Below are 21,347 nucleotides of genomic sequence, written 5' to 3' on the forward strand. Positions count from 1 at the left end.
GGTGTCCCTTCGGTTTTGGTTCACGTGTTGGTTGCGCAGGCTCTTCCGCCGACCAGGCAAGCCGTACGGCCGAACTCCGCACCCCGCGGCCCCGACTCCCACCGGCTCCCCGTATGCCCACGCCGGACGCGGCGGAACCTGCCCACGAGACCGCAGGAACCGCGAGCTCTGCGGCCCTCACCTACCCTGCCCCCACAGAAGATTCAGGAGAGGGTCGGCCGTACCTACCTATTGGACGGCGCAACACCCCTGCCCTGCCAGCCCATACGCCCCCTACTTTGCATCACGCACCCCCTTAAACCGGCTGGTCGGTTACGGCGCGATGCTGATGGAGTCCTTCGTCGCGATCATGGCGCTCATCGCGGTCAGCCCGAACTGCGCGTCCCGGACGGCACTCGTTTCGACCGCCTTCGAGTCCCTGAGCCGCCTTTCCGTGCGTCGGCATAGTGGCCACGCGCATAACCAACGCCCGAACTATGTTGCCCCGCCACATGTGACACTGACCTGCGGATTCCTACGGTATGGCGACACGAACACGTCCCCGCCAACCGCCTGGAAGTGGTGCCGATGACCTCCCCCGCGACCGCTCCCCCATCCCCGGGAACCCCCGCCGGCCTCAAGCGCATCGTCGCCGCCAGTCTCATCGGCACGACCATCGAGTGGTACGACTTCTTCCTCTACGGCTCGGCCGCCGCTCTCGTCTTCAACAAGCTGTTCTTTCCGGACTCCGACCCGCTCGTCGGCACGCTCCTGTCGTTCCTGACCTACGCCGTCGGTTTCGCCGCGCGACCGCTCGGCGCGTTGGTCTTCGGGCACTACGGGGACCGGCTCGGGCGCAAGAAGCTGCTGGTGCTGAGTCTGCTGCTGATGGGCGGGGCGACCTTCGCGATCGGGCTGCTGCCGACGCATGCGACCGTCGGGAGCGCCGCCCCTGTGCTGCTGACCGTGCTGCGGCTGATCCAGGGTTTCGCGCTCGGCGGTGAGTGGGGCGGAGCCGTTCTGCTGGTGTCCGAGCACGGGGACGCTCGGCGGCGCGGCTTCTGGGCCTCGTGGCCGCAGACGGGCGCGCCCGCGGGGCAGTTGCTCGCGACCGGTGTGCTGTCCCTGCTCACGGCCCTGCTCTCGGACGCCGCCTTCGCCTCCTGGGGCTGGCGGATACCCTTCCTGCTCTCCGGGGTGCTGGTGGTCGTCGGTTTGTGGATACGTCTGTCTGTCGATGAATCCCCTGTGTTCCGGCAGGCGTTGGCGCAGGCCGAGGCCCGCAAGGCGGTGCGGTCGGCGGAGCCGGAGCAGCTGCCGCTGGTGTCGGTGCTGCGGCACCACTGGCGTGACGTGCTCGTCGCGATGGGCGCGCGGATGGCGGAGAACATCTCCTACTACGTCATCACCGCGTTCATCCTCGTGTACGCGACCACCTCGGCCGGTGTCTCCAAGCAGACCGCGCTCAACGCCGTACTCATCGCCTCCGCCGTGCACTTCGCGGTGATCCCGGCCTGGGGTGCGCTGTCCGACCGGGTCGGGCGACGTCCGGTGTATCTGCTGGGCGCGGTCGGGATCGGGCTCTGGATGTTCCCGTTCTTCTCGCTGGTCGACACGGGCACCTTCGGCAGTCTCGTCCTCGCCGTGACGGTGGGTCTCGTGCTGCACGGGGCGATGTACGCGCCCCAGGCCGCCTTCTTCTCCGAGATGTTCGCGACCCGGATGCGGTACTCCGGCGCTTCCATCGGCGCCCAGTTCGCCTCGGTCGCGGCGGGCGCGCCGGCGCCGCTGATCGCCACCGCGCTGCTGGCCGACTACGACAGCTCCACCCCGATCGCCCTCTACGTCATCGCCGCGGCCCTGTTGACGGTCGTCGCCGTGGGGGTCGCCAAGGAGACCCGTCACCGTGACCTGACCGACGACGACCTGGCCGACGGCGACCCCGGCGTGGGCGCGGAGCACCCGCAGACCCCGGCCACGGACGCGCGCGCCGTCTGATCCCGTCCTCGTGCCCGCCGCACAGCCGCCTCCGTACGCCGTCCGCGCGCGTACGGAGGCCCGTCAGCGTGGTGCCTGATTCGCCAACCGGTGCAGTCTCAGGGCAAGTTGGATCTCCAGTGCGCGGGCGGGACTCTGCCAGTCGTCGCCCAGAAGGCGGCCGACGCGTTCGAGTCGCTGGGCCACCGTGTTGACGTGCACGTGGAGTTCGTCCTTGGTGCGGGCCGGGCTCATACCCGAGGCGAAGTACGCGTCGAGGGTGCGCAGCAGGTCGGTGCCGCGCCGTTCGTCGTAGGCGACGACGCGGCCTACGGTGCGGTCCACGAAGCCCGCCACGTCCCGGTCGCCGGCGAGGAGCAGCCCCAGGAAGCCGAAGTCCTCGGCGGCCGCCCCGTCGCCGGAACGGCCCAGCAGCCGCAGGGCGTCGAGACAGCGGCGGCCCTCCGCGTACGCGGTGACCACCGTGTCCGGATCGGCGGCGAGGCCCCGCACCGGGGCGGACGCGCCGACGGTGACCGCTTCGTGGACGGCGGTGCCGAGGTGCAGCGCGGTACGGCGGGCCAACTCCGTCGCGGTGTCGCCGTGTTCGAGCGGCAGCAGCAGGACGGTGCCGCCGTCGCGGGCGGCGGCCAGGCCGTGCCGGGTGGCGGCGAGGTGGGAGGCGGCGGACCACAGGCGCCGGCGCGCGGCCGCCTCCTGGTCGGCGTCGGGTGCGGCGGCGTCGAGGCGGGCCGCGAGCACGACGTGGGTCGCGTCGAGGTCGGCGTGCAGCCGGTTGGCGCGCTCGCGCAGCAGCCGCGGGTCACGGTCGCGGGCCTCGAGCAGGTCGTCGAGGAGCTCGCCGCGCACGCGCTGTTCGGCCTCGGCGGCGGAGCGTCTGGCCAGGAGCAGCAGGGAGGTGACCATCGCGGCCCGTTCCAGGGTGCGCTGGTCGACCGGGTCGAGGCCCGGGTGGCCGCGCAGCACCAGGGCGCCGAGCAGTTCCCCGCCGGCCGCGACCGCCGCGATCCAGTCGTGCTGATGGCGTACGGCGTGGCCCTCCGCGCGGGAGGCCTCCACGGCGGTCGCCGGTGCGGTCTCCAGGAACTCCACGGTGCCGTCGAGCACTTGGGAGACCGCGGCGGCAACGTCGTGGACCCCGCCGCCGCGCAGGACCAGTTCGGCCAGCCGGTCGTGGACGTCGGAGGCGCGCTCGATGACCGCGCTGCGGTCCCGGATGATCTCGTTGGCGCGCTCCAGGCCGGCCAGGGCCGAGCGCGTCTCGGAGAGCAGGTTGGCGGTGTCGATGGCGGCGGCGGCGAGCGCGGCGAAGGATCCGAGCAGGGCGATCTGCTCCCGTTCGAAGACCCGGGCGCGCCGGTCGGCTGCGAACAGCACCCCGATGACGTGGGGTCCCAGCATCAGCGGCACCCCGAGGATCGCGACCAGTCCCTCGTCGCGTACGCCCGCGTCGATGGTCGTCGTGTGCCGGAAGCGGTCGTCGCGGAAGTAGTCGTCGGTGACGTAGGGACGGGCCGTCTGGGCGACCAGGCCGCCGAGCCCCTCCCCCATCCCGAGGCGCAGCTGCTGGAAGCGGGCGGCGACCGAACCCTCGGTGACCCGCATGTACGTGTCGCCCCTGGCCGGGTCGTGCAGGCTGAGGTAGGCGATGTCGGTGCCGAGCAGCGAGCGGGCTCGTTGCACGATCGCCTGGAGCACGGCGTCCACGTCGCGTGGGCCCGCGAGGTCGTGGGCCGTCTCGAAGAGGGCGGACAGCTCGGCCTCCCGCCGGCGCCGTCCCTCCAGCTCGGAGCGGACCCGCAGCGCCAGCAGCTTGGCGTGTTCGAGTGCCGCGATCCGCTCGCCGGACCCTCCCTCGGCGCGGGCGAGCAGCACGGGCCGGTCGTACGCCTCGGCGGCCGCGCCCCGGGCGAGCAGCTCGAGGAACGGCGCGTCGGCGTCGTAGGTGGGACCGAGGGCTGCCGTGGCGCCCTCCAGGTGATCGCGGGACATGCTCACAGGATTCCTCATCGCCGGGCCGCCCCGTCAGACCTGTGGACAACTCCGCCGACGCGGGAGGGCAGGGTGCTCGGTGCGCTCAGTGCGCGGTCCAGCCGCCGTCGAGGACCAGCGAGGTACCCGTGACGAAGGACGCCTGCGGGCCGCACAGGTACGCGATGGCCTCGGCGACCTCCTCCGGCTCGATGAGCCGTTTGACGGCGCTGTCCCGCAGCAGCACGTCGGCCAGTACGCGTTCTTCGGGCACGCCGTGCGTCCGCGCCTGGTCGGCGAGCTGCCGCTGTACGAGCGGGGTGCGCACATAGGCGGGGTTCACACAGTTGGAGGTCACACCGTGGGGCGCGCCTTCGAGGGCGGCGGTCTTGGAGAGGCCCTCGAGCCCGTGCTTGGCGGCGACGTACGCCGACTTGTAGGCGGAGGCGCGCAGTCCGTGCACGGAGGACACGTTGACGATGCGGCCCCAGCCCTGCCCGTACATGTGGGGCAGGGCGCCGCGGATGAGCCGGAACGGCGCCTCCAGCATCACGGTGAGCACCGTGTGGAAGACGTCCGGCGGGAACTCCTCCAGCGGGGCCACCCGCTGAAGCCCGGCGTTGTTGACCAGCACGTCGGTCCCGGCGGCGGCGAGTTCGGCGGCGTCCAGGTCGGTGAGGTCCAGGACGTACGGTTCGACAGCGCCGGGCAGACCGGCCGCGCTCCCGACGAGCGTCTCCAGTCCTGCCGCGTCCCGGTCGACGGCACGGACCTTGGCCCCGGCGGCCGCGAGCCGCAGCGCGCAGGCCCGTCCGATGCCGCCGGCCGCGCCGGTGACGAGGGCGGTGCGACCGCCGAGGTCGAGCGAGGGAGTGGCGGGGCCGGGAGCGGTGACCTGGGGCGAAGTCATGCGATGAGCCTAGGCAGAGCCGGATCCTCGCCCCATGTGGTCACGGCCCATACTTCACACGGCAGGCGTGGTCTCGAACCACGTGGGTTCGTCGGCGAGCGCCTGCTTGATGCGGAACAGCTGCCCGTCCTGCATCGGCGGCAGTGCGTCCAGCGCGAACCAGCCCACCTCGACGGACTCGTCGTCGTTGACCCGCGCCTCACCGCCCACGGCCCGGCAGCGGAAGGTGACGTCCATGAACTGGCATTCGTCGCCGTTCGGAAACTCCATCCGACTCCCGGCACGGACCAGGACGACGCGCTCGGGGACGCAGTGCACGCCCGCCTCCTCGTACACCTCCCGCACCGCGCAGTCCGCGGGCTGCTCGCCCGGTTCCGGGATGCCCGAGATCACGCACCACTGGTGGTTGTCCGCGCGCTGGCCGAGCAGCACCCGCCCCTCGTCGTCGAAGACGACGGCGCTGACGCCGGGGAGCCAGAGCAGTTGGTGGCCCGCGGAGGCCCGGATCTCGGTGATGAAGTCAGGAGTCGGCATACGGCGACCCTATCCGGGCCGCCTGTTCAGTCGGTGGCGCTCCGTCGGGCCCGCACCCCGGCACCGATCGCCCATCCCAGGCCGCCCAGGGCGACGAGCACCAGGGCGATCTCGGGCAGGATGCCGAGCTTCGTCGCCGGCGTCTCGGAGGAGCGCAGGGGCACCTTCTGCACCAGGGAGTCCGCGACGAACATGCCGGTCTTCTGGGTGATCTTCCCGTCCGGCATGATGATCGCGCTGACGCCGCTGGTCACGGGCACCGTGACGGTACGGCTGTGCTCGACGGCGCGGACCCGCGACATGGCCAGTTGCTGGTAGGTCATCTCGCTGCGGTCGAAGGTGGCGTTGTTGCTGGGCACGGAGATCAGCTGGGCGCCGTGGGTGACCGTGTCGCGCACGGCCCAGTCGAAGGCCGCCTCGTAGCAGGTGGCGAGGCCGACCTCGGTCCCGTCCATGTCGAACACGCCCGGCTTGCTGCCCCGGCTGAAGTCCTGGCCGACCATGGAGGTCCAGTTCTCGTTGATGGCGCCGATGAACGAGCGCAACGGAAGGTACTCGCCGAACGGCTGGACCTGCCGCTTGTCGTACGTCTGGGTGGGCCCCTTCACCGGGTCCCACAGGATCTGCTCGTTGTAGAGCTTGCCGTCCCGCTCGACCACGCCGCCGACCGAGATGGGCGCGTTGATCGCCTTGGCCGCCTTGTCGATGACGGCGGCTGCGTCGGCGTAGGCGAAGGGGTCGATGTCGGAGGAGTTCTCCGGCCACAGGACGAAGTCGGGCTGCGCGATCTTGCCCGCCTTGACCTCGGCGGCCAGGTGCTCCGTCTCGCGCGCGTGGTAGTCGAGCACGGCCCGGCGCTGGGCGTTGAACTCCAGACCGAGACGGGGGACGTTGCCCTGGATGACGGCGACCGTCGCGGTGCCGTCCTCCGCCTTGTCGCTCACCAGCGAGCGGGCGGCCAGGGCGCCGACGACCGGGACGGCCACGCTGAGCAGGGCCAGGGCGGCCGCCGACCGCCGCACCTCACCCGAACGCCGCCGCTCCAGGACGAGGCGCACGACCTCGTACAGGCCGAAACCGCACAGGACGACGGCGAAGCCGAGTACGGGGGTGCCGCCGACCGCGGCGAGGGGGAGGAACACGCCGTCCGCCTGGCCGAAGGCGATCTTGCCCCAGGGGAAGCCGCGGAAAGGCACGCGCGCGCGTGCCGCCTCGCCGGCGATCCAGAGCGCGGCCGCCCACAGCGGCCAGGCCGGCAGCTTGGACACGGCCGCGACGCCCACGCCGACCAGCGCGACGAAGACCGCCTCGATGACCACCAGGGCGAGCCAGGGCCCGGGACCGACCTCGACGCCGGTCCACACCAGGAGCGGCAGCAGGAAACCCAGCCCGAAGAGGTAGCCGAGACCGAGGGCCGCCTTCCAGCTGCGCCCGCGCAGCACCCAGCCGAGGACGGCGAAGGCAGGCAGCGCCAGCCACCACAGGGTGCGCGGCGGGAAACTGACGTAGAGCAGCACTCCGGAGAGCGCCGCTGCGGCGGCCGGGACGAGGCGCAGGAGCCGCGCGCCGCGCGAGGCCCGCGCGGCCTGGGGCTCCAGCTGGTCCGGCTGGCCCACGGAAGTTGCGGTGACGGTCACTCCGGGAGTGTACGGCGAGTGACCTTTTGGCCGACAGCGCAGTCCGTGGGGCGGTCTCCGCTTGCCGCACAACCCGGCGCAACTCATCCACAAACCGCCCATCAGCCGTTACGGTGTGCCAGTGCCCCAGTCGCTCGCGGGCGGCCGGGGTCCGTCACGGTTCAGGTCCGTCACGGTCGGGGGGCGACCGGGTTCGGGGGGACGGGTGGGTTCCACGGGGATGACGTCTGCGGCCGACGCGGACGCGGACGCGGACGGGGAAAGACGAAACGTTTCTGACGCGGCGGGCGTGGTCGTGCTCGGGGCCTGCGCCATCTGGTCCCTGGTCACCGCCACCGTGCACGGCGGACGCCCCGAGGGTGTCCTGCTCGCGGTGCTGGCGGTGGCCGCCGGCTATGCGGCGGGGCGGATCCTCGGGGTGTTGCTGCCGGTCGCCGCGCCCTGTGCCGGGGCGCTGGCGGGGCTCGCCCTGGCGGTGGCCCGGCCCCGGCTCGCTCCGGGCCCCGAGATCGTCGCGCCGCTGGGCCACGCCGGTGCCACCGCCGCGGTGCTGACCCTGTCGGCCGGTGCCGCGTGCTGCGCCGCCTGGGCGACGCGCGTGCCCGTGCTGCGGTTCGGGCTGTGGCTGCTCGCCGGAGGCATCGCGGTGACCGGGGCCCTCCTGGGCTCGACCACGGCCGTGGTGACCTGTTGCGTGGTGCTGCTGTGCTCCCTGGCCGCCGGCCGGATGCGCCACCGGGGGCCGGCTCTCGCGGCCCTGGCCGTGGCCGCCGTCCTGGTGACGGGCCTGATCTGGGCGGTCGCCGGGAACGCGCTGTCCGGCGGCCTCGTCGACTCGCTGACGGACCAGTTGACTCCGCACCGGGTCGATCTGTGGCGCGACGCGCTGGGCATGGCCCGTCGGGAGGCCGGCCTCGGCGTGGGCCCCGGGCGCTTCGGAGAGCTGAGCGGTACGGCGGCGCAGTCGACGCTGTCCGACGGCAAGCCGCACTCGGCGCCGCTTCAGCTGGCCGCGGAGCAGGGTGTCGTCGGTGTGCTGTTGCTCGCCGCGGCCTTCTGCTGGGTGCTGTTCGCCCTGTGGCGCGCGCCGCGCCCCACGCCGGTCGTCCTGACCGCGGGTGCCGCGCTCACGGCTCTGGCCGCCGTCGCCGCGATCGGCAACGCGCTGAGCTTCACCACGGTGTCGGTCGGCGCGGGGCTGCTGGCCGGCCTGGCCACGGCCCGACCGCTCGCCGAGGAACCCGGGGCGCCCGAGGCCCGGCCGGAGTTCGACCGGGGCATGCGCCACGACGACCGCCCGGCCGCCTGACCTCGGCGCGTACCCGGTGAGGGCTTCAGGGCGTGGTGCCGGGGGTGCCCGTCCGCAGCCGGTCCCGGATGACGCGCACCGCGGACTCCGCGTCGTCCACGGTGATCGTGAACGTGTGACCGTCCCAGAGCCGCAGCACCACGCCCTCGCCACGGCGGACGACGACGGCCGTGCCCTTCTCCGGCCGCCAGCGATAGCCCCAGCCGCCCCAGTGGCGCGGTGTGACGAGCGGTTCGAAGTCGACGCCGGCGACATGGGCCAGCGGGATGCGCCGACGCGGCAGCCCGATGTGGCCGCAGCGCACTTCGAGCGACTCCTTGTCGAGCTTCAGGTCGACGTGGACGAAGGCGAGGGTGCCGAAGAGAACCAGCAACCCGGCGGCGATACAGCCGACGACGGACATGGCGAGCGGAGCGATGCCGGACGTCCACGCGGATTCGACGGCGAGCTCGACGCCGAGCGCCATACAGGCGGCGCCGACGAGCGCCAGCACCCACTGGAACCGGTTGGTGGCGCGCCCGGTCCAGACGTCGGGATGCGGGGCTTCGGCATGCGGGACGTCGGGAAGCGGGATGCTCTCGTCGTGGGGGTGGTCCCTCATATTCATGAGGTTACTCAGGTTTCGCTGCGCCGGTAGCACGTTGCGCAGGGTGACTGCTCCGCCTGGCGGCGGGCGGCCCCAAGGGGCCGGTCCCGTGTCCGTCGGTCACTGGGCGGGGCTGACGGCCTCCAGCAGCCGGCCTTCCGCGTAGGCCAGGGCGGGCGCCGGGAGACCGCCGGGACGGCCGCTGAGGAGAACCGTCACGGTGCCGAGCTCCGCCGCCTCGGGTGCGGGGCGCGCGCCGATGCGGCGCAGTGCCTGCGCGGCCACGGCGCCGGCCGAGCCGTGCAGGACGAGCGGCGGCCGCTCGGGGCGCTGCACGGCGGCACGGATGCGGTCGGCGACCAGTTCGTAATGGGTGCAGCCCAGGACGACGGTCGTTACTTCCTCCGGGGTGAGGGCGGCGGCCGCGGTGATCGCGGCATCGATCGCCGCCTCGTCCGCGTGCTCGACCGCCTCCGCCAGTCCCCAGCAGGGCACCTCGGCGACCGTGACGTCTCCGGCGAAGTCCTGGATGAGGTTGCGCTGGTAGGGGCTGCCGGTGGTGGCGGGTGTGGCCCAGATCGCGACGGGGCCGCCGCCGGCCGCGGCGGGTTTGATCGCCGGAACGGTGCCGATCACCGGGATGCCGGGTTCGAGGAGGGTCCGCAGCGCGGGCAGGGCGTGCACGGTCGCCGTGTTGCAGCCGACGATGAGGGCCTCGGGCCGGTACGCGGCGGCGGCCACGGCGACGGCCACGGCACGCTCGGTGAGGTCCTGCGGGGTGCGCGGCCCCCAGGGCATGCCGTCGGGGTCGAGGGAGAGCACGAGATCGGCGTCGGGGCGCAGGCGCCGTACCGCGGCGGTGGCCGCCAGGAGGCCGATTCCGGAGTCCATGAGCGCGATCTTCACCCGGCCACCATAGACGATGTGCTCTTGCGGCCCGGTGGCGTGGGGCAGACTGCGCGCGTGAGCGCCATCGTGTGGATCGCCGCCGTGACTCTGGCCGCCTGGCTGTGGCTGCTGCTCTGTCAGGGCTTCTTCTGGCGCACGGACGTCAGGCTGCCGGCCCGGGAGGAGCCACGGGAGTGGCCGTCCGTCTGCGTCGTCGTCCCCGCGCGCGACGAGGCGGCGGTGCTGCCCGCGAGCCTGCCCTCGCTGCTCGCGCAGGACTATCCGGGGCGGGTGGAGATCTTCCTCGTCGACGACGGCAGCTCCGACGGCACGGGAGAACTGGCGCGCACGCTCGCCCGGCAGTGGGGCGGGCTCCCACTGACCGTGGACTCGCCGGGCGAACCTCCCGCGGGCTGGACCGGGAAGCTGTGGGCGGTGCGTCACGGCATCGGCCTGGCACGCGCGCGTGAGCCCGAGTACCTCCTCCTCACGGATGCCGACATCGCGCACGGGCCCGACAGTCTGCGGGAGCTGGTGGCGGCGGCGCGCACCGGAGGGTTCGACGTCGTCTCCCAGATGGCACGGCTGCGGGTGGAGAGCCTGTGGGAGCGGCTGGTGGTACCCGCCTTCGTCTACTTCTTCGCGCAGCTCTACCCCTTCCGGCGGATCGGCCGACGTGGGGCGCGGACGGCGGCCGCGGCGGGCGGTTGCGTCCTGTTGCGCACCGACGCGGCCGAACGGGCGCGGATCCCGGACGCCATCCGGCACGCCGTCATCGACGACGTGGCGCTCGCGCGCGCGGTGAAGGGCGCGGGCGGCCACATCTGGCTGGGGCTGGCCGACCGCGTGGACAGCGTGCGCCCGTACCCGAGGCTGCACGATCTGTGGCGGATGGTCTCGCGCAGCGCCTACGCGCAGCTGCGGCACAGTCCGCTCCTGCTGACCGGCACGGTGCTCGGCCTCGCGCTGGTGTACCTGGTGCCGCCGCTCGCCCTGCTCGGCGGGCTCGCCGCCGGCAGTGCGGCCACCGCGGTGTTCGGCGGTCTGGCGTGGCTGGTGATGGCGGGGACGTACGTCCCGATGCTGCGCTACTACCGTCAGCCGCTGTGGCTCGCTCCCCTGCTGCCGTTCACCGCGTTCCTCTATCTGCTGATGACGGTCGACTCCGCGGTCCAGCACTACCGGGGACACGGCGCGGCCTGGAAGGGCCGCACCTACGCCCGTCCGGACGCCGTCGCGGACGAGGGCTGAGCCGTCGTACAGGGACCCCTATATCAAAAGAGGCCCCCGACCACAGGGGCCTCTATTTGCGGCCCGGCGTCCAGTTCATGCCCCACCCGTAGGTGTGGTCGACGGTCCGCTGCGGGCTCACCCCGCGCTCGGGCACCAGGTAGCGGGCCTCGCGCTGGACGACGAGGTCACCCCCGTTGTTGGTGATCAGCGCGAGCGCGCACACGGTCGAGGGGACCGTGCACTCGTCCAGGGAGAAGTCGATCGCGGCGCCGAACTGAGGCTGAAGCGTGACGGTGGCGTGCAGGTCGGCGAAGGAACGGGCGCCCTCGTAGATGGTCACGAAGACGAGGATGCGCCGGAAGTCGTTCTTGTGGTCGAGGTTCACGGTGAGGTTCTCACCGCTTGCCACGGCGCCGGTGCGGTCGTCGCCGTCGAGATGGATGTACGGCGGTTGGTGCAGGGCGCCGAAGGCGTTGCCGAGGGACTGGACCACGCCCTTGCGACCGTCGGCGAGCTCGAACAGGGCGCACAGGTCGAGGTCGAGGTCGTTGTGCATGGCGACCGCGCGGCCGCGCTTGCTGCCCCACCCCGAGAACTGCTTGCGCACCTCCCAGTTCAGGTTCACGCGCAGGGCGCCCGAGGTGCCGCCCTGCTTGCTCAGGGACACCGAAGGGGCGGCCTTGGTCAGCGTCACCTTGGTCAGCCGGACCGGCGCGACGGGCGGTATCGGCGGCGGGGGCGGCGGGGCCTGGTGGACCGGCGGGGGCACGGTGGCCGGAAAGGCGGGCATGGTCGGCGGCTGGGCCGGCGGCGCCTGACGGGTCGAGGGGGCCGGGGCGGCAGTCTGCTGTGGCTCGTCGACGGCGATCCCGAAGTCGGTGGCCAGGCCTTCGAGACCGCTGCCGTAGCCCTGGCCGACGGCCCGGAACTTCCAGGCGCCCTGGCGGCGGTAGAACTCCCCCAGCACGAAGGCCGTCTCCACCGTGGCGCCGGCGCTGTCGAACCGCGCCACGACGGTGCCCTGCGCCGCGTCCCGCACCTCGATGTAGAGGTCCGGGACCTGACCGAACGAGCCGCCGTCCGACGAGGCCGCCAGGACGATCGTCTCGATCGCGGGCTCCACGCGCGCGAGGTCGACGAGAAGACTGTCGGTCACCCGGCCTCCGGCGTCGCGCTTGCCCTCGTGGCGGACGGCTCCGGAGGAGTGGGCCGGCTGGTTGTAGAAGACGAAGTCCGCGTCGGAACGGACCTTTCCGCCCACCAGCAGCAGTGCCGACGCGTCCGCGTCCGGAACACCCGTTCCCGAGCGCCAGCCCAGTTCGACCCGCAGTGCCGTGGTCGGCACCGGAACATTGGACCCCTTCGACATTGACATGTACGCCCCCATCGCGTGTCAGTGCACCAGGCCGCGCGCCTCGGCACCCTCAGGTTGTCTTTCCGGCCAACCTATTGCGCGGGACGGTGAACTCCCATCGGGAGCGCAGGATCAGCCCTGACCAACCGCGGGTAACCCGCTCGGAACTCGGCCTTTACACGATCGGAAGGACGCTCGCCGTCCTTTTTTGCCAAGTTCGCTCGCATTGGGGGTCCGAGGTCACGGCGGACACGGAAATCAACCCTCTTATCGGTCTCCCCAACCAGCACATCGTGGGCTTAACTTATGTGCCATGACCTCCCCCCGCTCCACCTATGGCGGCGGCTACTACGCCTCCTTCCCGGACACTCCGATCTACGACTCGCTCGTGGCCGAGCGGGGCACCCCGCAGATCGCCCCGATCCGGGTCCCCGCCGCGTACGACATGGGCAGCAGCAACCTGCCCGCGTTGCCGTCGGCGCTGCCCGCTCTCCCGGCGGGCCCCTCGCAGTCCTACGGCTACGGCTACCCGCAGGCGCAGCAGCCCGCGCCGTTGCAGCAGGCTCCGGCGGCGTACATCCCGCCGCAGGCCGCCGCGCCGCGCGGCTACCCCGGACCCCAGGCGCAGCAGCAGCCGCGTCCGGCGGGCCCCGGCACGGGATACGACGCCATGCGCCCGGCCGCTCCCCGGCCCGCCGCGCCCCAGTACCAGGACCCGTACAACCAGCAGTACCGGGGCTACTGAGCCCACGGGGTTGTCGGTGCCACCTGGCAGGATGACCCCATGGGGCATGTGCAGCTGCTGTCGATTCACGTCCATCCGGTCAAGGCGTTCCGGGGCCAGGCACCCCGGGAGGCCGTCGTTGAGCCCTGGGGGCTGGCCGGGGACCGACGCTGGGCGCTGATCGACGACGGGGGAAAGGTCGTCACACAACGTCAGCAGCCGCGCCTCGCGCTGGCCGCCGCCGAGCTTCTGCCCGGCGGCGGTGTCCGTCTGTCCGCGCCCGGTCTGGAGCCGCTGACCGTGCCGGTGCCCGAGCCGGTGGGCACGGTGTCGATGGAGATCTTCCGTGACAAGGTGGAGGGGGTCCTCGCCGACGACACCGCGCACGCCTGGTGCAGCGCCCACCTCGGCGCCGACGTGCGGCTGGTGCACATGGACGACCCCGCGACCCGCCGGCCCGTCGACCCCGGGTATGCGCGGCCCGGCGAGACCGTCACCTTCGCCGACGGATATCCGCTGCTGGCCACCACGACCGCTTCCCTCGACGCCCTCAACTCGCTGATCGCCCAGGGCGAGCACGCCGAGGAGGGCCCGCTGCCGATGAACCGTTTCCGGCCGAACCTGGTCCTGGCGGGCACCGACCCGTGGGCGGAGGACGGCTGGTCGCGCCTCACCGTCGGCGAGGTCGAGTTCCGGGTCGCCAAGCCGTGCGGTCGATGTGTCGTGACCACCACCGACCAGGACACCGCGGCACGCGGCAAGGAACCGCTCTCCACCCTGGGCCGGCATCGGCGCCTCGACGGCAAGCTGGTCTTCGGACAGAACCTGGTGCCTCTCTGTCACGGCACGATCAGAGTCGGCGATCCGGTGCGCGTCATCGCATAGTTCCGGCCGAGGTCGGAGGCCCGGCGATCCACGGGAACCCCCGCCCGGCTCCGGAGCGTTGGGATTGCGTGAGAAGTTCATGAGAGGTCCCGGGCTCTGGTGATTTCGCTCTCTCTTTCCCCGGGCTCGCGCGTGAACGGCTCCGACGGGGGTTATCACGGAGCGGGAAGGGGGTGCGGGCGGTGCGAGCGATCGGCGGAATCTGGCGCTGGCGACACAACCCACTGCGCCGTACGACGGATCTGGTCGAGGCGTGGGTGGCCTTGTCGGCATTGCTGCTGATCCTCCTCGTCGCGCCCGTGGTGGGTTCCCTCGTCGGCGCCGTGGCGCAGGATGTCCTCCAGCAGTCGGTCCACGAGCAGCGGCAGTCCCGCCACGAGGTCACGGCCACCGTGGTGCGGAAGGTGGCCGGTTCGCCGCTGGAGGTGGACCCGGAGACGGCCACCGGCCGGGAGACCCGCACCCGGGTCGTCGCGGACTGGACGGCGCCGGACGGCACGGCACAGCACGGCACGGTCCTGGCGGGCCTCAAGACCCCGCACATCGGCGACCACTTCGAGATATGGACGGACGGACACGGCGCTCTGGTGGCCCGCCCGCTGGACTCCGCCACGGCGACGACGCACGCCGTGCTCGCCGGCTTCGGCGCGGCCCTGCTCACCGCGGGCGCCGTCGAGGGCGGTCGGCGACTGATCGTCTGGCGCATGGTCCGTCGCCGATACGCCCGTTGGGACCAGGCCTGGGACCGGGCGGGCCCGGACTGGGGCCGCACCGGCACCGGCAGCTGACGGCCTTCCGTCTCTGGTCAACCCACCACCCGCGCGCACGCTACGGTGGTCCGGCCGAACCATTCGGCATCAAGCCGCGTACCACGAGGTGGGGGCACAGCAACGCCATGGCACAGGGCACGGTCCAGGTGACGCACACCGGCACATCGAGGTGGCGGCGCCGCACGGGTGAGTACGCATCGCTCGCCGCCGCCCTGGAGGCCGCGGCCGAGGGTGACGTCCTCACCATCGCTCCCGGAACCTATCGGGAGAACCTGGTCGTGGAGCGGTCGGTGACGCTGCGCGGCCCCGAGGGCTCCCCCGGTTCCGTGCGCCTCGCGCCCTTGGACGGGGTGCCGTTGACCGTCCGCGCCTCGGCGGTGGTACAGGACCTGCACGTGGAGGGCCAGGACGCGGCCGCGCCCGCGGTGCTCGTCGAGGACGGCACACCGGAGCTGCTGGACCTGAGGATCGTCACGCGGTCCGCGGCGGGCATCGAGGTGCGGGGCAGTGCCCGCCCGACGGTGCGGCGGTGCACCGTCGACAACCCGGCGGGCATCGGCATCGCCGTGGTCGACGGCGGCGGTGGGGTCTTCGAGGAGTGCGAGGTCGTCGCGGCGGGTCAGGCCGGCGTCTCGGTGCGCGGCGGCGCCCACCCCCGGCTGGAGCGCTGCCGGGTGCACCACACGTCGGGCGCGGGTCTGAGCGCGACCGGCGACAACTCCTCTTTGGAGGCGGTGGGCTGCGAGGTCTACGAGGTCAGGGGCAGCGGTGTCCAGATCACCGCCCGGGCCACCGCGCACCTCACCGACTGCGATGTGCACCGCACGACGTCCGACGGCGTCACGCTCGACACCGACGCCGTGCTCACCCTGGCCGACTGCCGTATCCACGACATCCCGGAGAACGCGGTCGACCTGCGTTCCCGTTCCGTACTGACGCTGACCCGCACGACGGTGCGTCAGTTCGGTCGCAACGGACTGTCGGTGTGGGACCCGGGCACGCGCGTGGACGCCAACCAGTGCGAGATCTTCGACAGCACCGGCGACTACCCGGCCGTCTGGGTCAGTGACGGCGCCACGGCGGTCCTCGACTCCTGCCGGGTGCACGACGTGCCCGACGCCCTGTTCGTCCTCGACCGGGGCTCCCGCGCGGACGTCGTGGACAGCGACCTGTCCCAGGTGCGCAACACGGCCGTGTCGGTGAGCGACGGGGCGACCGCCCAGCTCGACGACTGCCGGATCCGGGACGCGGCGACCGGCGCGTGGTTCCGCGACCACGGCAGCGGCGGCACCCTCAACAACTGCACCGTGGACAGCACCCAGACCGGCGTGATCGTCACCAAGGGCGCCGACCCCACCGTCGAGCGCTGCACCGTCGACTCCCCCGCCGAGGCCGGGTTCTATGTGTCGGCCGGCGGCCGTGGCACCTTCCTGAACTGCCGGGTGACGAACAGCGGCGGCTATGGCTTCCACGTGATAGACGGCAGTCGTACGACGCTGCGCAAGTGCCGTACGGAGCGCTGCGCGCGCGGCGGTTACGAGTTCGCCGACGCCGGGGCGGACGCGGGCACGGGCTCCGGTCCCGTGGTCGAGGACTGCACCAGCGACGAGAGCGCGGGCGTGCGGACACCCGGGGCCGCGGCGGCGCCGGAGACGGTGGTGCAGACGACCGCGCAGTCGGCGGGTCTGCTGGGCGTGGTTCCCGAGCAGCGGGTCACCGCGCCGGAGCCGCAGCGGGCCGCCGGTGGGCCGGAGACGTCGGTGCGGACCTCGAAGGACGTACTCGGCGAGTTGGACACGCTGGTGGGCCTGGAGAGCGTCAAGCGCGAGGTGCGGGCCCTCATCGACATGATCGAGGTGGGCCGGCGCCGTCAGCAGGCGGGGCTCAAGGCGGCGTCCGTCAAGCGCCATCTGGTCTTCACCGGCTCCCCCGGCACCGGCAAGACGACGGTCGCCCGCCTCTACGGCGAGATCCTCGCCGCCCTGGACGTGCTGGAGAAGGGCCATCTCGTCGAGGTGTCCCGCGTCGACCTGGTCGGCGAGCACATCGGCTCGACGGCGATCCGCACCCAGGAGGCCTTCCAACGGGCGCACGGCGGTGTGCTGTTCATCGACGAGGCGTACGCACTGTCGCCGGAGGACGCGGGCCGCGACTTCGGCAAGGAGGCCATCGACACCCTGGTGAAGCTGATGGAGGACCACCGGGACTCCGTGGTGGTCATCGTGGCGGGCTACACGGCGGAGATGGAGCGCTTCCTTTCGGTCAACCCCGGTGTGGCGTCCCGTTTCTCACGGACCATCACCTTCGGTGACTACGGCCCCGAAGAGCTGTTGCGGATCGTGGAACAGCAGGCCGAGGAGCACGAGTACCGGCTCGCTCAGGGCACCGCGGACGCTCTCCTGAAGTACTTCACGGAGCTCCCCAAGGGACCCGCCTTCGGCAACGGGCGTACCGCGCGCCAGACGTTCGAGGCGATGGTGGAGCGGCACGCCGGCCGGGTCGCCCAGGTGGCCGAGCCGAGCACGGACGACCTGACCTTGCTGTACGCGGAGGACCTGCCCGAGCTGCCCTGATCCGCTCAGGTGCGCTGCACGGGCAGCTCCGGTCGCAGCCGTCCCAGCAGCATCTCGCGCTCCTCCGCGAACGCCGGGTCGGCCTGGTAGTCGGAGTGGCCCAAAATGGGCGCGGGCAGCGGGTGTTCCTCGGTGCGGCCGTACGCCAGCGGGTCCGCGAGGGGCTCGCGGTCCACCTGGGGGCCGCAGTCGTCGCCGGACAGCCGGACCGGGCCGCCGATGGGGTCGGTGAGCCGGTACAGATTGCGCCAGCAGGCGATGTCCTCGTGCAGGGCGGCGAGCGCGGCCGGGCCGAAGTGGGCCGGGAACCAGCGGCCGTAGAGGCGCTCGATCGGGGAGCCGTAGGTGAGCAGGGCGACCCGTTTTCGGTCGGAGGGTTTCAGCTGCCAGGCCGCGGCGGCCGCGAGGACGCTGCCCTGGGAGTGACCGGAGATCACCAGACGTCCACCCGTGGCGCGCGTCCAACTGGCCATCCGCCAGGTCAGGTCGGGGACCGCGCGCTCGGCGTAGCAGGGCGGGGCGAAGGGATGCGCGGCGCGCGGCCAGAAGGTGCCGACGTCCCAGAGGATGCCGATCGTGCGCCGCGCGGAGGGGTCCTTGTAGGCACGCCGGCCCCAGGTGACGAAGAGTACGAAGCCGAGGCCGATGAGCCAGGAGCCCATCGCCTGTGCGGTCTGGGCGGCTCCCTGGACGAAGGACTGGGCGCCGTCCGTGGCGCGGACCGGGGTCTTCCCGGTGCCGAAGGCGCCGACGAGCGCGCCCGCGCCCAGGAGCAGGGTCGCGGTGGAGACGACGGCGACGAGGAGCGGGCCCCGGTCGGTGAGCGTGGCCATCGCGCGGGCGCGGGCGATGCGACGGGTGCGGGCCGGGTCGCCGGGCCCGACCCCGTACTCGCGGCCCACCGCGTCCTGCTCGGCCCGGGTGAGCAGCCAGGTCTGCCGGCCGAGCAGTCCGCACAGCGCCAACAGGACGACGAGCAGCACGGGAATGACGGACGCCTGCCAGGTCAGGAGCACGGGCGGTCCGTCGAGGAAGGTCCCGGTGCCGTCCAGCCAGTCCGACACTCGCTGCGACACCCCGCCGGACATCACTCCGCCGAGCGCACAGGCCAGCATCGCGACCGCCGGCCCGCCGAGCCCGCGCAGGGCGCAGCGCTCCTGCTGGACGAGTTGAACCCGCTCGACGGCGGTGGCCCCGCTCGAGTCCGCCGGCGCGGAGCGCTCCCGTGGGCAGTGGTGCAGGACGCGGGCGACGACCGCGAGGGCGATCACCAGGGCGCCCTGGGCGAGGGCGAGGCCGCCGAAGGTCGCGTCACCGGGGAGCCGTCCCTCGGAGTGCCAGCCGGGGCGCTCCCACCCGGCGTACACCAGGGTGAGGGCGAGCAGGACGAGGGCGGCCAGCGGCAGCCGGTGGACGAGGTGCGCGTCGATGCGGCGGTCGAGGCGGTGCTCGCTGCGGCCCCGGCGGCACACCACCCACACCGTGGCCAGCGCGCCCGCCACCAGGGACGCCTCCAGCAGTCGGCCGAGCCCGTCGAGGAGGGCGGGGCCGCCGGGTCGGCGGTCCTGGCGTACGGCCGCCGTACCGACCGCCGCGGCCACGGTGAGCAGTCCCGCCGCGGTGTGTGCCGCGCGCAGGCGGGCCACCAGGCGGCGCCCGTACCAGAAGCCGGGCCGGCGGAGTGCCGTGTGACCAGGGCCGTTCTCGGGTTCGGACGCGCGGTCGAGGGGTTCCTGGGACTCGTACGCCCGCCAGGTGCGGTGGGACAGGTACCAGAGGAGGCCGACGAGGGCGGTCGGGACCAGGGCGGCGAGGGCGAGCCGGCGGCCGGGCAGGCTCCACCAGCCGCCGTCGGAGACCGCCGGCGAGAGGAAGCCGAGCCAGGAGTGACGCTCGGCGCACGCGGTCGTGCCCGCGCACTGCCAGGCGGTCAGGTCGAGGGCGACCTCGCAGGCCGCGGCGACGAGCAGCACCGTCAGGCTCAGCGCCGCGAGCCGCACGAGCAGCCCGTACAGACGCACCGCGCGGATGCCCTCCCGGGCGGCGGGGCGCATCCAGTGGGCGAGGTTGACGACCATGAACGGCAGCAGCAGGAGCCACAGGGCGCGGGTGCCGTTGCCGGAGGTGAGGTTGGACCACACATAGGCCTCGGGAACCGGGGCGTCGCGGCCGCGGTCGTCGGCGGGGCCGGTGTCCGCGGTGACGTCGTCGGCACGCCGGAACACGGCGGCCGTGTCGTCGCCGGTGATCCGCACCGTGCGCGGATCGTTGAGCATCTTCTCGGGCGTGGCGCCACCCACGCCGTGGACCAGGAGTTCCAGGGCCGTTCTGTCCGCTGAGGCACGTTCCACTGTTCGCACTTCCCCCGTGACACGCCTTCGACATGTGTCCGTGCGGACATAAGGATCGCCACTTCACAGGCTTGATACACCTCCCGTCACGGAACCTCCCCGGACCGCGTGAGGAACGCCCACGCCACGCAGGAGTGGCATGCACGCGTCGGGGTGGTGGACCAGCTGTGAGCAAGCCGTGCGAGGATGGGACGCCCCCGCACCCGAATCGGCGAGAATGGCCTCGTCGGAGCAGGTGAACGGGCCTGTCGGACGGGTTGAGGGAAAGGACCGGAGCGTACGTGAGTGAGAATCAGAACCTCCTCGCGGAGCAGCGCCGCGCCCTGATCCTGGACGAGGTACGCCGCCGGGGCGGCGTACGGGTCAACGAGCTGACCCGCAAGCTCGGCGTGTCGGACATGACCGTGCGCCGCGACCTGGACGCGCTGGCGCGCCAGGGTGTCCTGGAGAAGGTGCACGGCGGCGCGGTGCCGGTCGTGGAGGCGAGCACCCACGAGCCGGGCTTCGAGGCGAAGTCGGGTCTGGAGCTGACCGCCAAGGAGGACATCGCGAAGGCGGCGGCGGAACTCGTCGCCCCGGGCAGCGCGATCGCGCTGTCGGGCGGTACGACGACGTACGCGCTGGCGCATCATCTGGTGGACGTGCCGGATCTGACCGTGGTGACCAACTCGGTGCGTGTGGCCGACGTCTTCCACGTGGCGCAGCGGACCTCGGGCCCCCGGCAGGGCGCGGCCACGGTCGTGCTGACCGGCGGGGTGCGCACGCCGTCCGACTCGCTGGTGGGTCCGGTCGCCGACCAGGCCATCGCGGCGCTCCACTTCGACGTGCTGTTCCTCGGGGTGCACGGGATATCGGCCGAGGCCGGTCTGTCGACGCCGAACCTCGCGGAGGCCGAGACCAACCGGCGCCTGGTGCAGTCGGCGCGCCGGGTCGTGGTGGTCGCGGACCACACCAAGTGGGGTGTGGTGGGCCTGAGTTCGTTCGCGGCGCTGGAGCAGGTCGACACGCTGGTCACGGACGCGGGGCTGCCGGAGACGGCGCGCGTGGAGGTCTCCGAGCATCTGCGGCGGCTGGTGGTCGCGGGCGAGCCCGGTGAGGGTACAGACATCTGAAGGGCCTGCGGCTAGGGTGGCGCACCCGTTTCCTCGCCATGAGGAGGTTGCGCGCATGGCTCACCGGTTGCGCCCCGAAGGGCTCTCGTTCGTCGAGACCGCTCCTGTACGGCTGGTTTTCGCTCGGGAGGTGTCCGCTCCCCCTGAGGTCGTCTTCCGCGCCCTCGCCGAGGACGTGTCCGGCTGGGCGGAGTGGTTCCCGGCCGTGACGTCCGTCCAGCCCCTGGACGACGGCGCGGGGCGCGACGTACGACTCAGGGGCGGCACGCGTTTCCGGGAGACCGTGCTCGTGGCGAAGGAGCCGGAGCTCTACGCCTACCGCGTGGACGTGACCAACGCGCCGGGCGTCCGGGCGCTGGTCGAGGAGTGGCGGCTGTCGCCGGCCGGGGCGGGGACGCGGGTGCAGTGGACGTTCGCCGCCGACGGCAACGGGGCGTTCCGGGCGGTCCTGCGGCTGGCGCGGGCCGGTCTGGGGCGGTCGTTCCGGGACGCGGTGACGAAGCTGGACCGCCGGCTGACCCCGTGAGGGCCCC

General features: G+C 72.7%; 18 protein-coding genes. 10 read left to right on the forward strand and 8 right to left on the reverse strand.

The window, feature by feature from the left end; all coding sequences use genetic code 11:
• Position 1 precedes the first annotated feature (1 nt).
• Positions 2 to 571, forward strand: coding sequence for a carbon starvation CstA family protein (locus G9272_RS45890; protein ID WP_301272121.1), 570 nt, complete (start codon positions 2 to 4; stop codon positions 569 to 571).
• Entirely contained in the window at positions 568 to 1,977 is a 1,410-nt protein-coding gene (locus G9272_RS06075) for an MFS transporter (protein ID WP_171395567.1), read from the forward strand. Before G9272_RS45890 ends, G9272_RS06075 begins: the two co-directional genes overlap by 4 nt.
• Positions 1,978 to 2,040: 63 nt before the next feature.
• On the opposite strand, the gene G9272_RS06080 is transcribed toward G9272_RS06075, so the two are convergent.
• The 4 genes from G9272_RS06080 to lnt form a co-directional block, all read right to left on the reverse strand.
• Positions 2,041 to 3,969 carry a helix-turn-helix domain-containing protein gene (locus G9272_RS06080; RefSeq protein WP_171395568.1) on the reverse strand — a complete coding sequence of 643 codons (1,929 nt, stop codon included), beginning with the start codon at positions 3,967 to 3,969 and terminating at the stop codon, positions 2,041 to 2,043.
• A gap of 85 nt (positions 3,970 to 4,054) precedes the next feature.
• Positions 4,055 to 4,858, reverse strand: coding sequence for a 3-hydroxybutyrate dehydrogenase (locus G9272_RS06085; RefSeq protein WP_171395569.1), 804 nt, complete (start codon positions 4,856 to 4,858; stop codon positions 4,055 to 4,057).
• A gap of 54 nt (positions 4,859 to 4,912) precedes the next feature.
• A complete protein-coding gene (locus G9272_RS06090; RefSeq protein ID WP_171395570.1) occupies positions 4,913 to 5,392 on the reverse strand; it encodes an NUDIX hydrolase in 480 nt (159 codons plus the stop codon).
• Positions 5,393 to 5,418: 26 nt separating this feature from the next.
• The gene (lnt, locus tag G9272_RS06095; protein WP_171395571.1) at positions 5,419 to 7,029 is read right to left on the reverse strand and encodes an apolipoprotein N-acyltransferase; all 1,611 of its coding nucleotides are present in this window, start codon (positions 7,027 to 7,029) and stop codon (positions 5,419 to 5,421) included.
• A 220-nt stretch (positions 7,030 to 7,249) separates the two neighbouring features.
• On the opposite strand from lnt, the gene G9272_RS06100 reads away from it, so the two are divergent.
• A complete protein-coding gene (locus G9272_RS06100) occupies positions 7,250 to 8,338 on the forward strand; it encodes an O-antigen ligase family protein (RefSeq protein WP_253267731.1) in 1,089 nt (362 codons plus the stop codon).
• A 25-nt stretch (positions 8,339 to 8,363) separates the two neighbouring features.
• On the opposite strand, the gene G9272_RS06105 is transcribed toward G9272_RS06100, so the two are convergent.
• Complete coding sequence (locus G9272_RS06105; RefSeq protein WP_171395572.1) at positions 8,364 to 8,939, reverse strand: hypothetical protein; 576 nt, start codon at positions 8,937 to 8,939, stop codon at positions 8,364 to 8,366.
• A 105-nt stretch (positions 8,940 to 9,044) separates the two neighbouring features.
• Positions 9,045 to 9,830, reverse strand: a complete 786-nt coding sequence (locus tag G9272_RS06110; protein ID WP_171395573.1) for a glutamate racemase — start codon at positions 9,828 to 9,830, stop codon at positions 9,045 to 9,047.
• Positions 9,831 to 9,899: 69 nt separating this feature from the next.
• On the opposite strand from G9272_RS06110, the gene G9272_RS06115 reads away from it, so the two are divergent.
• Positions 9,900 to 11,063, forward strand: a complete 1,164-nt coding sequence (locus G9272_RS06115) for a glycosyltransferase (protein ID WP_171401870.1) — start codon at positions 9,900 to 9,902, stop codon at positions 11,061 to 11,063.
• Positions 11,064 to 11,115: 52 nt separating this feature from the next.
• Here G9272_RS06115 and G9272_RS06120 read toward each other — a convergent pair whose 3' ends face one another.
• Positions 11,116 to 12,414: a TerD family protein gene (locus tag G9272_RS06120; protein WP_253268178.1), complete on the reverse strand. Its 1,299-nt coding sequence runs from the start codon at positions 12,412 to 12,414 to the stop codon at positions 11,116 to 11,118.
• A 298-nt stretch (positions 12,415 to 12,712) separates the two neighbouring features.
• Here G9272_RS06120 and G9272_RS06125 point away from each other — a divergent pair, with 298 nt between their 5' ends.
• The 4 genes from G9272_RS06125 (at position 12,713) to G9272_RS06140 (ending at position 17,351) form a co-directional block, all read left to right on the forward strand.
• Positions 12,713 to 13,144 carry a DUF6643 family protein gene (locus G9272_RS06125; protein ID WP_171395575.1) on the forward strand — a complete coding sequence of 144 codons (432 nt, stop codon included), beginning with the start codon at positions 12,713 to 12,715 and terminating at the stop codon, positions 13,142 to 13,144.
• 39 nt (positions 13,145 to 13,183) lie between these two features.
• Positions 13,184 to 14,008, forward strand: a complete 825-nt coding sequence (locus G9272_RS06130; protein ID WP_171395576.1) for an MOSC domain-containing protein — start codon at positions 13,184 to 13,186, stop codon at positions 14,006 to 14,008.
• Between the two features lie 182 nt (positions 14,009 to 14,190).
• Positions 14,191 to 14,796, forward strand: a complete 606-nt coding sequence (locus G9272_RS06135; protein WP_171395577.1) for an Rv1733c family protein — start codon at positions 14,191 to 14,193, stop codon at positions 14,794 to 14,796.
• Between the two features lie 107 nt (positions 14,797 to 14,903).
• Positions 14,904 to 17,351, forward strand: coding sequence for a right-handed parallel beta-helix repeat-containing protein (locus G9272_RS06140; RefSeq protein ID WP_171395578.1), 2,448 nt, complete (start codon positions 14,904 to 14,906; stop codon positions 17,349 to 17,351).
• Between the two features lie 5 nt (positions 17,352 to 17,356).
• Here G9272_RS06140 and G9272_RS06145 read toward each other — a convergent pair whose 3' ends face one another.
• Entirely contained in the window at positions 17,357 to 19,702 is a 2,346-nt protein-coding gene (locus G9272_RS06145) for a hypothetical protein (RefSeq protein ID WP_171395579.1), read from the reverse strand.
• Positions 19,703 to 19,983: 281 nt separating this feature from the next.
• Here G9272_RS06145 and G9272_RS06150 point away from each other — a divergent pair, with 281 nt between their 5' ends.
• Positions 19,984 to 20,814 (forward strand): DeoR/GlpR family DNA-binding transcription regulator, encoded by an 831-nt coding sequence (locus G9272_RS06150; protein WP_171395580.1) that lies wholly within the window; start codon positions 19,984 to 19,986, stop codon positions 20,812 to 20,814.
• Between the two features lie 55 nt (positions 20,815 to 20,869).
• The gene (locus tag G9272_RS06155; protein ID WP_171395581.1) at positions 20,870 to 21,340 is read left to right on the forward strand and encodes an SRPBCC family protein; all 471 of its coding nucleotides are present in this window, start codon (positions 20,870 to 20,872) and stop codon (positions 21,338 to 21,340) included.
• The last annotated feature ends 7 nt before the right edge of the window (positions 21,341 to 21,347 follow it).

It is taken from the genome of Streptomyces asoensis (assembly GCF_013085465.1).
Lineage (GTDB): Bacteria > Actinomycetota > Actinomycetes > Streptomycetales > Streptomycetaceae > Streptomyces > Streptomyces cacaoi_A.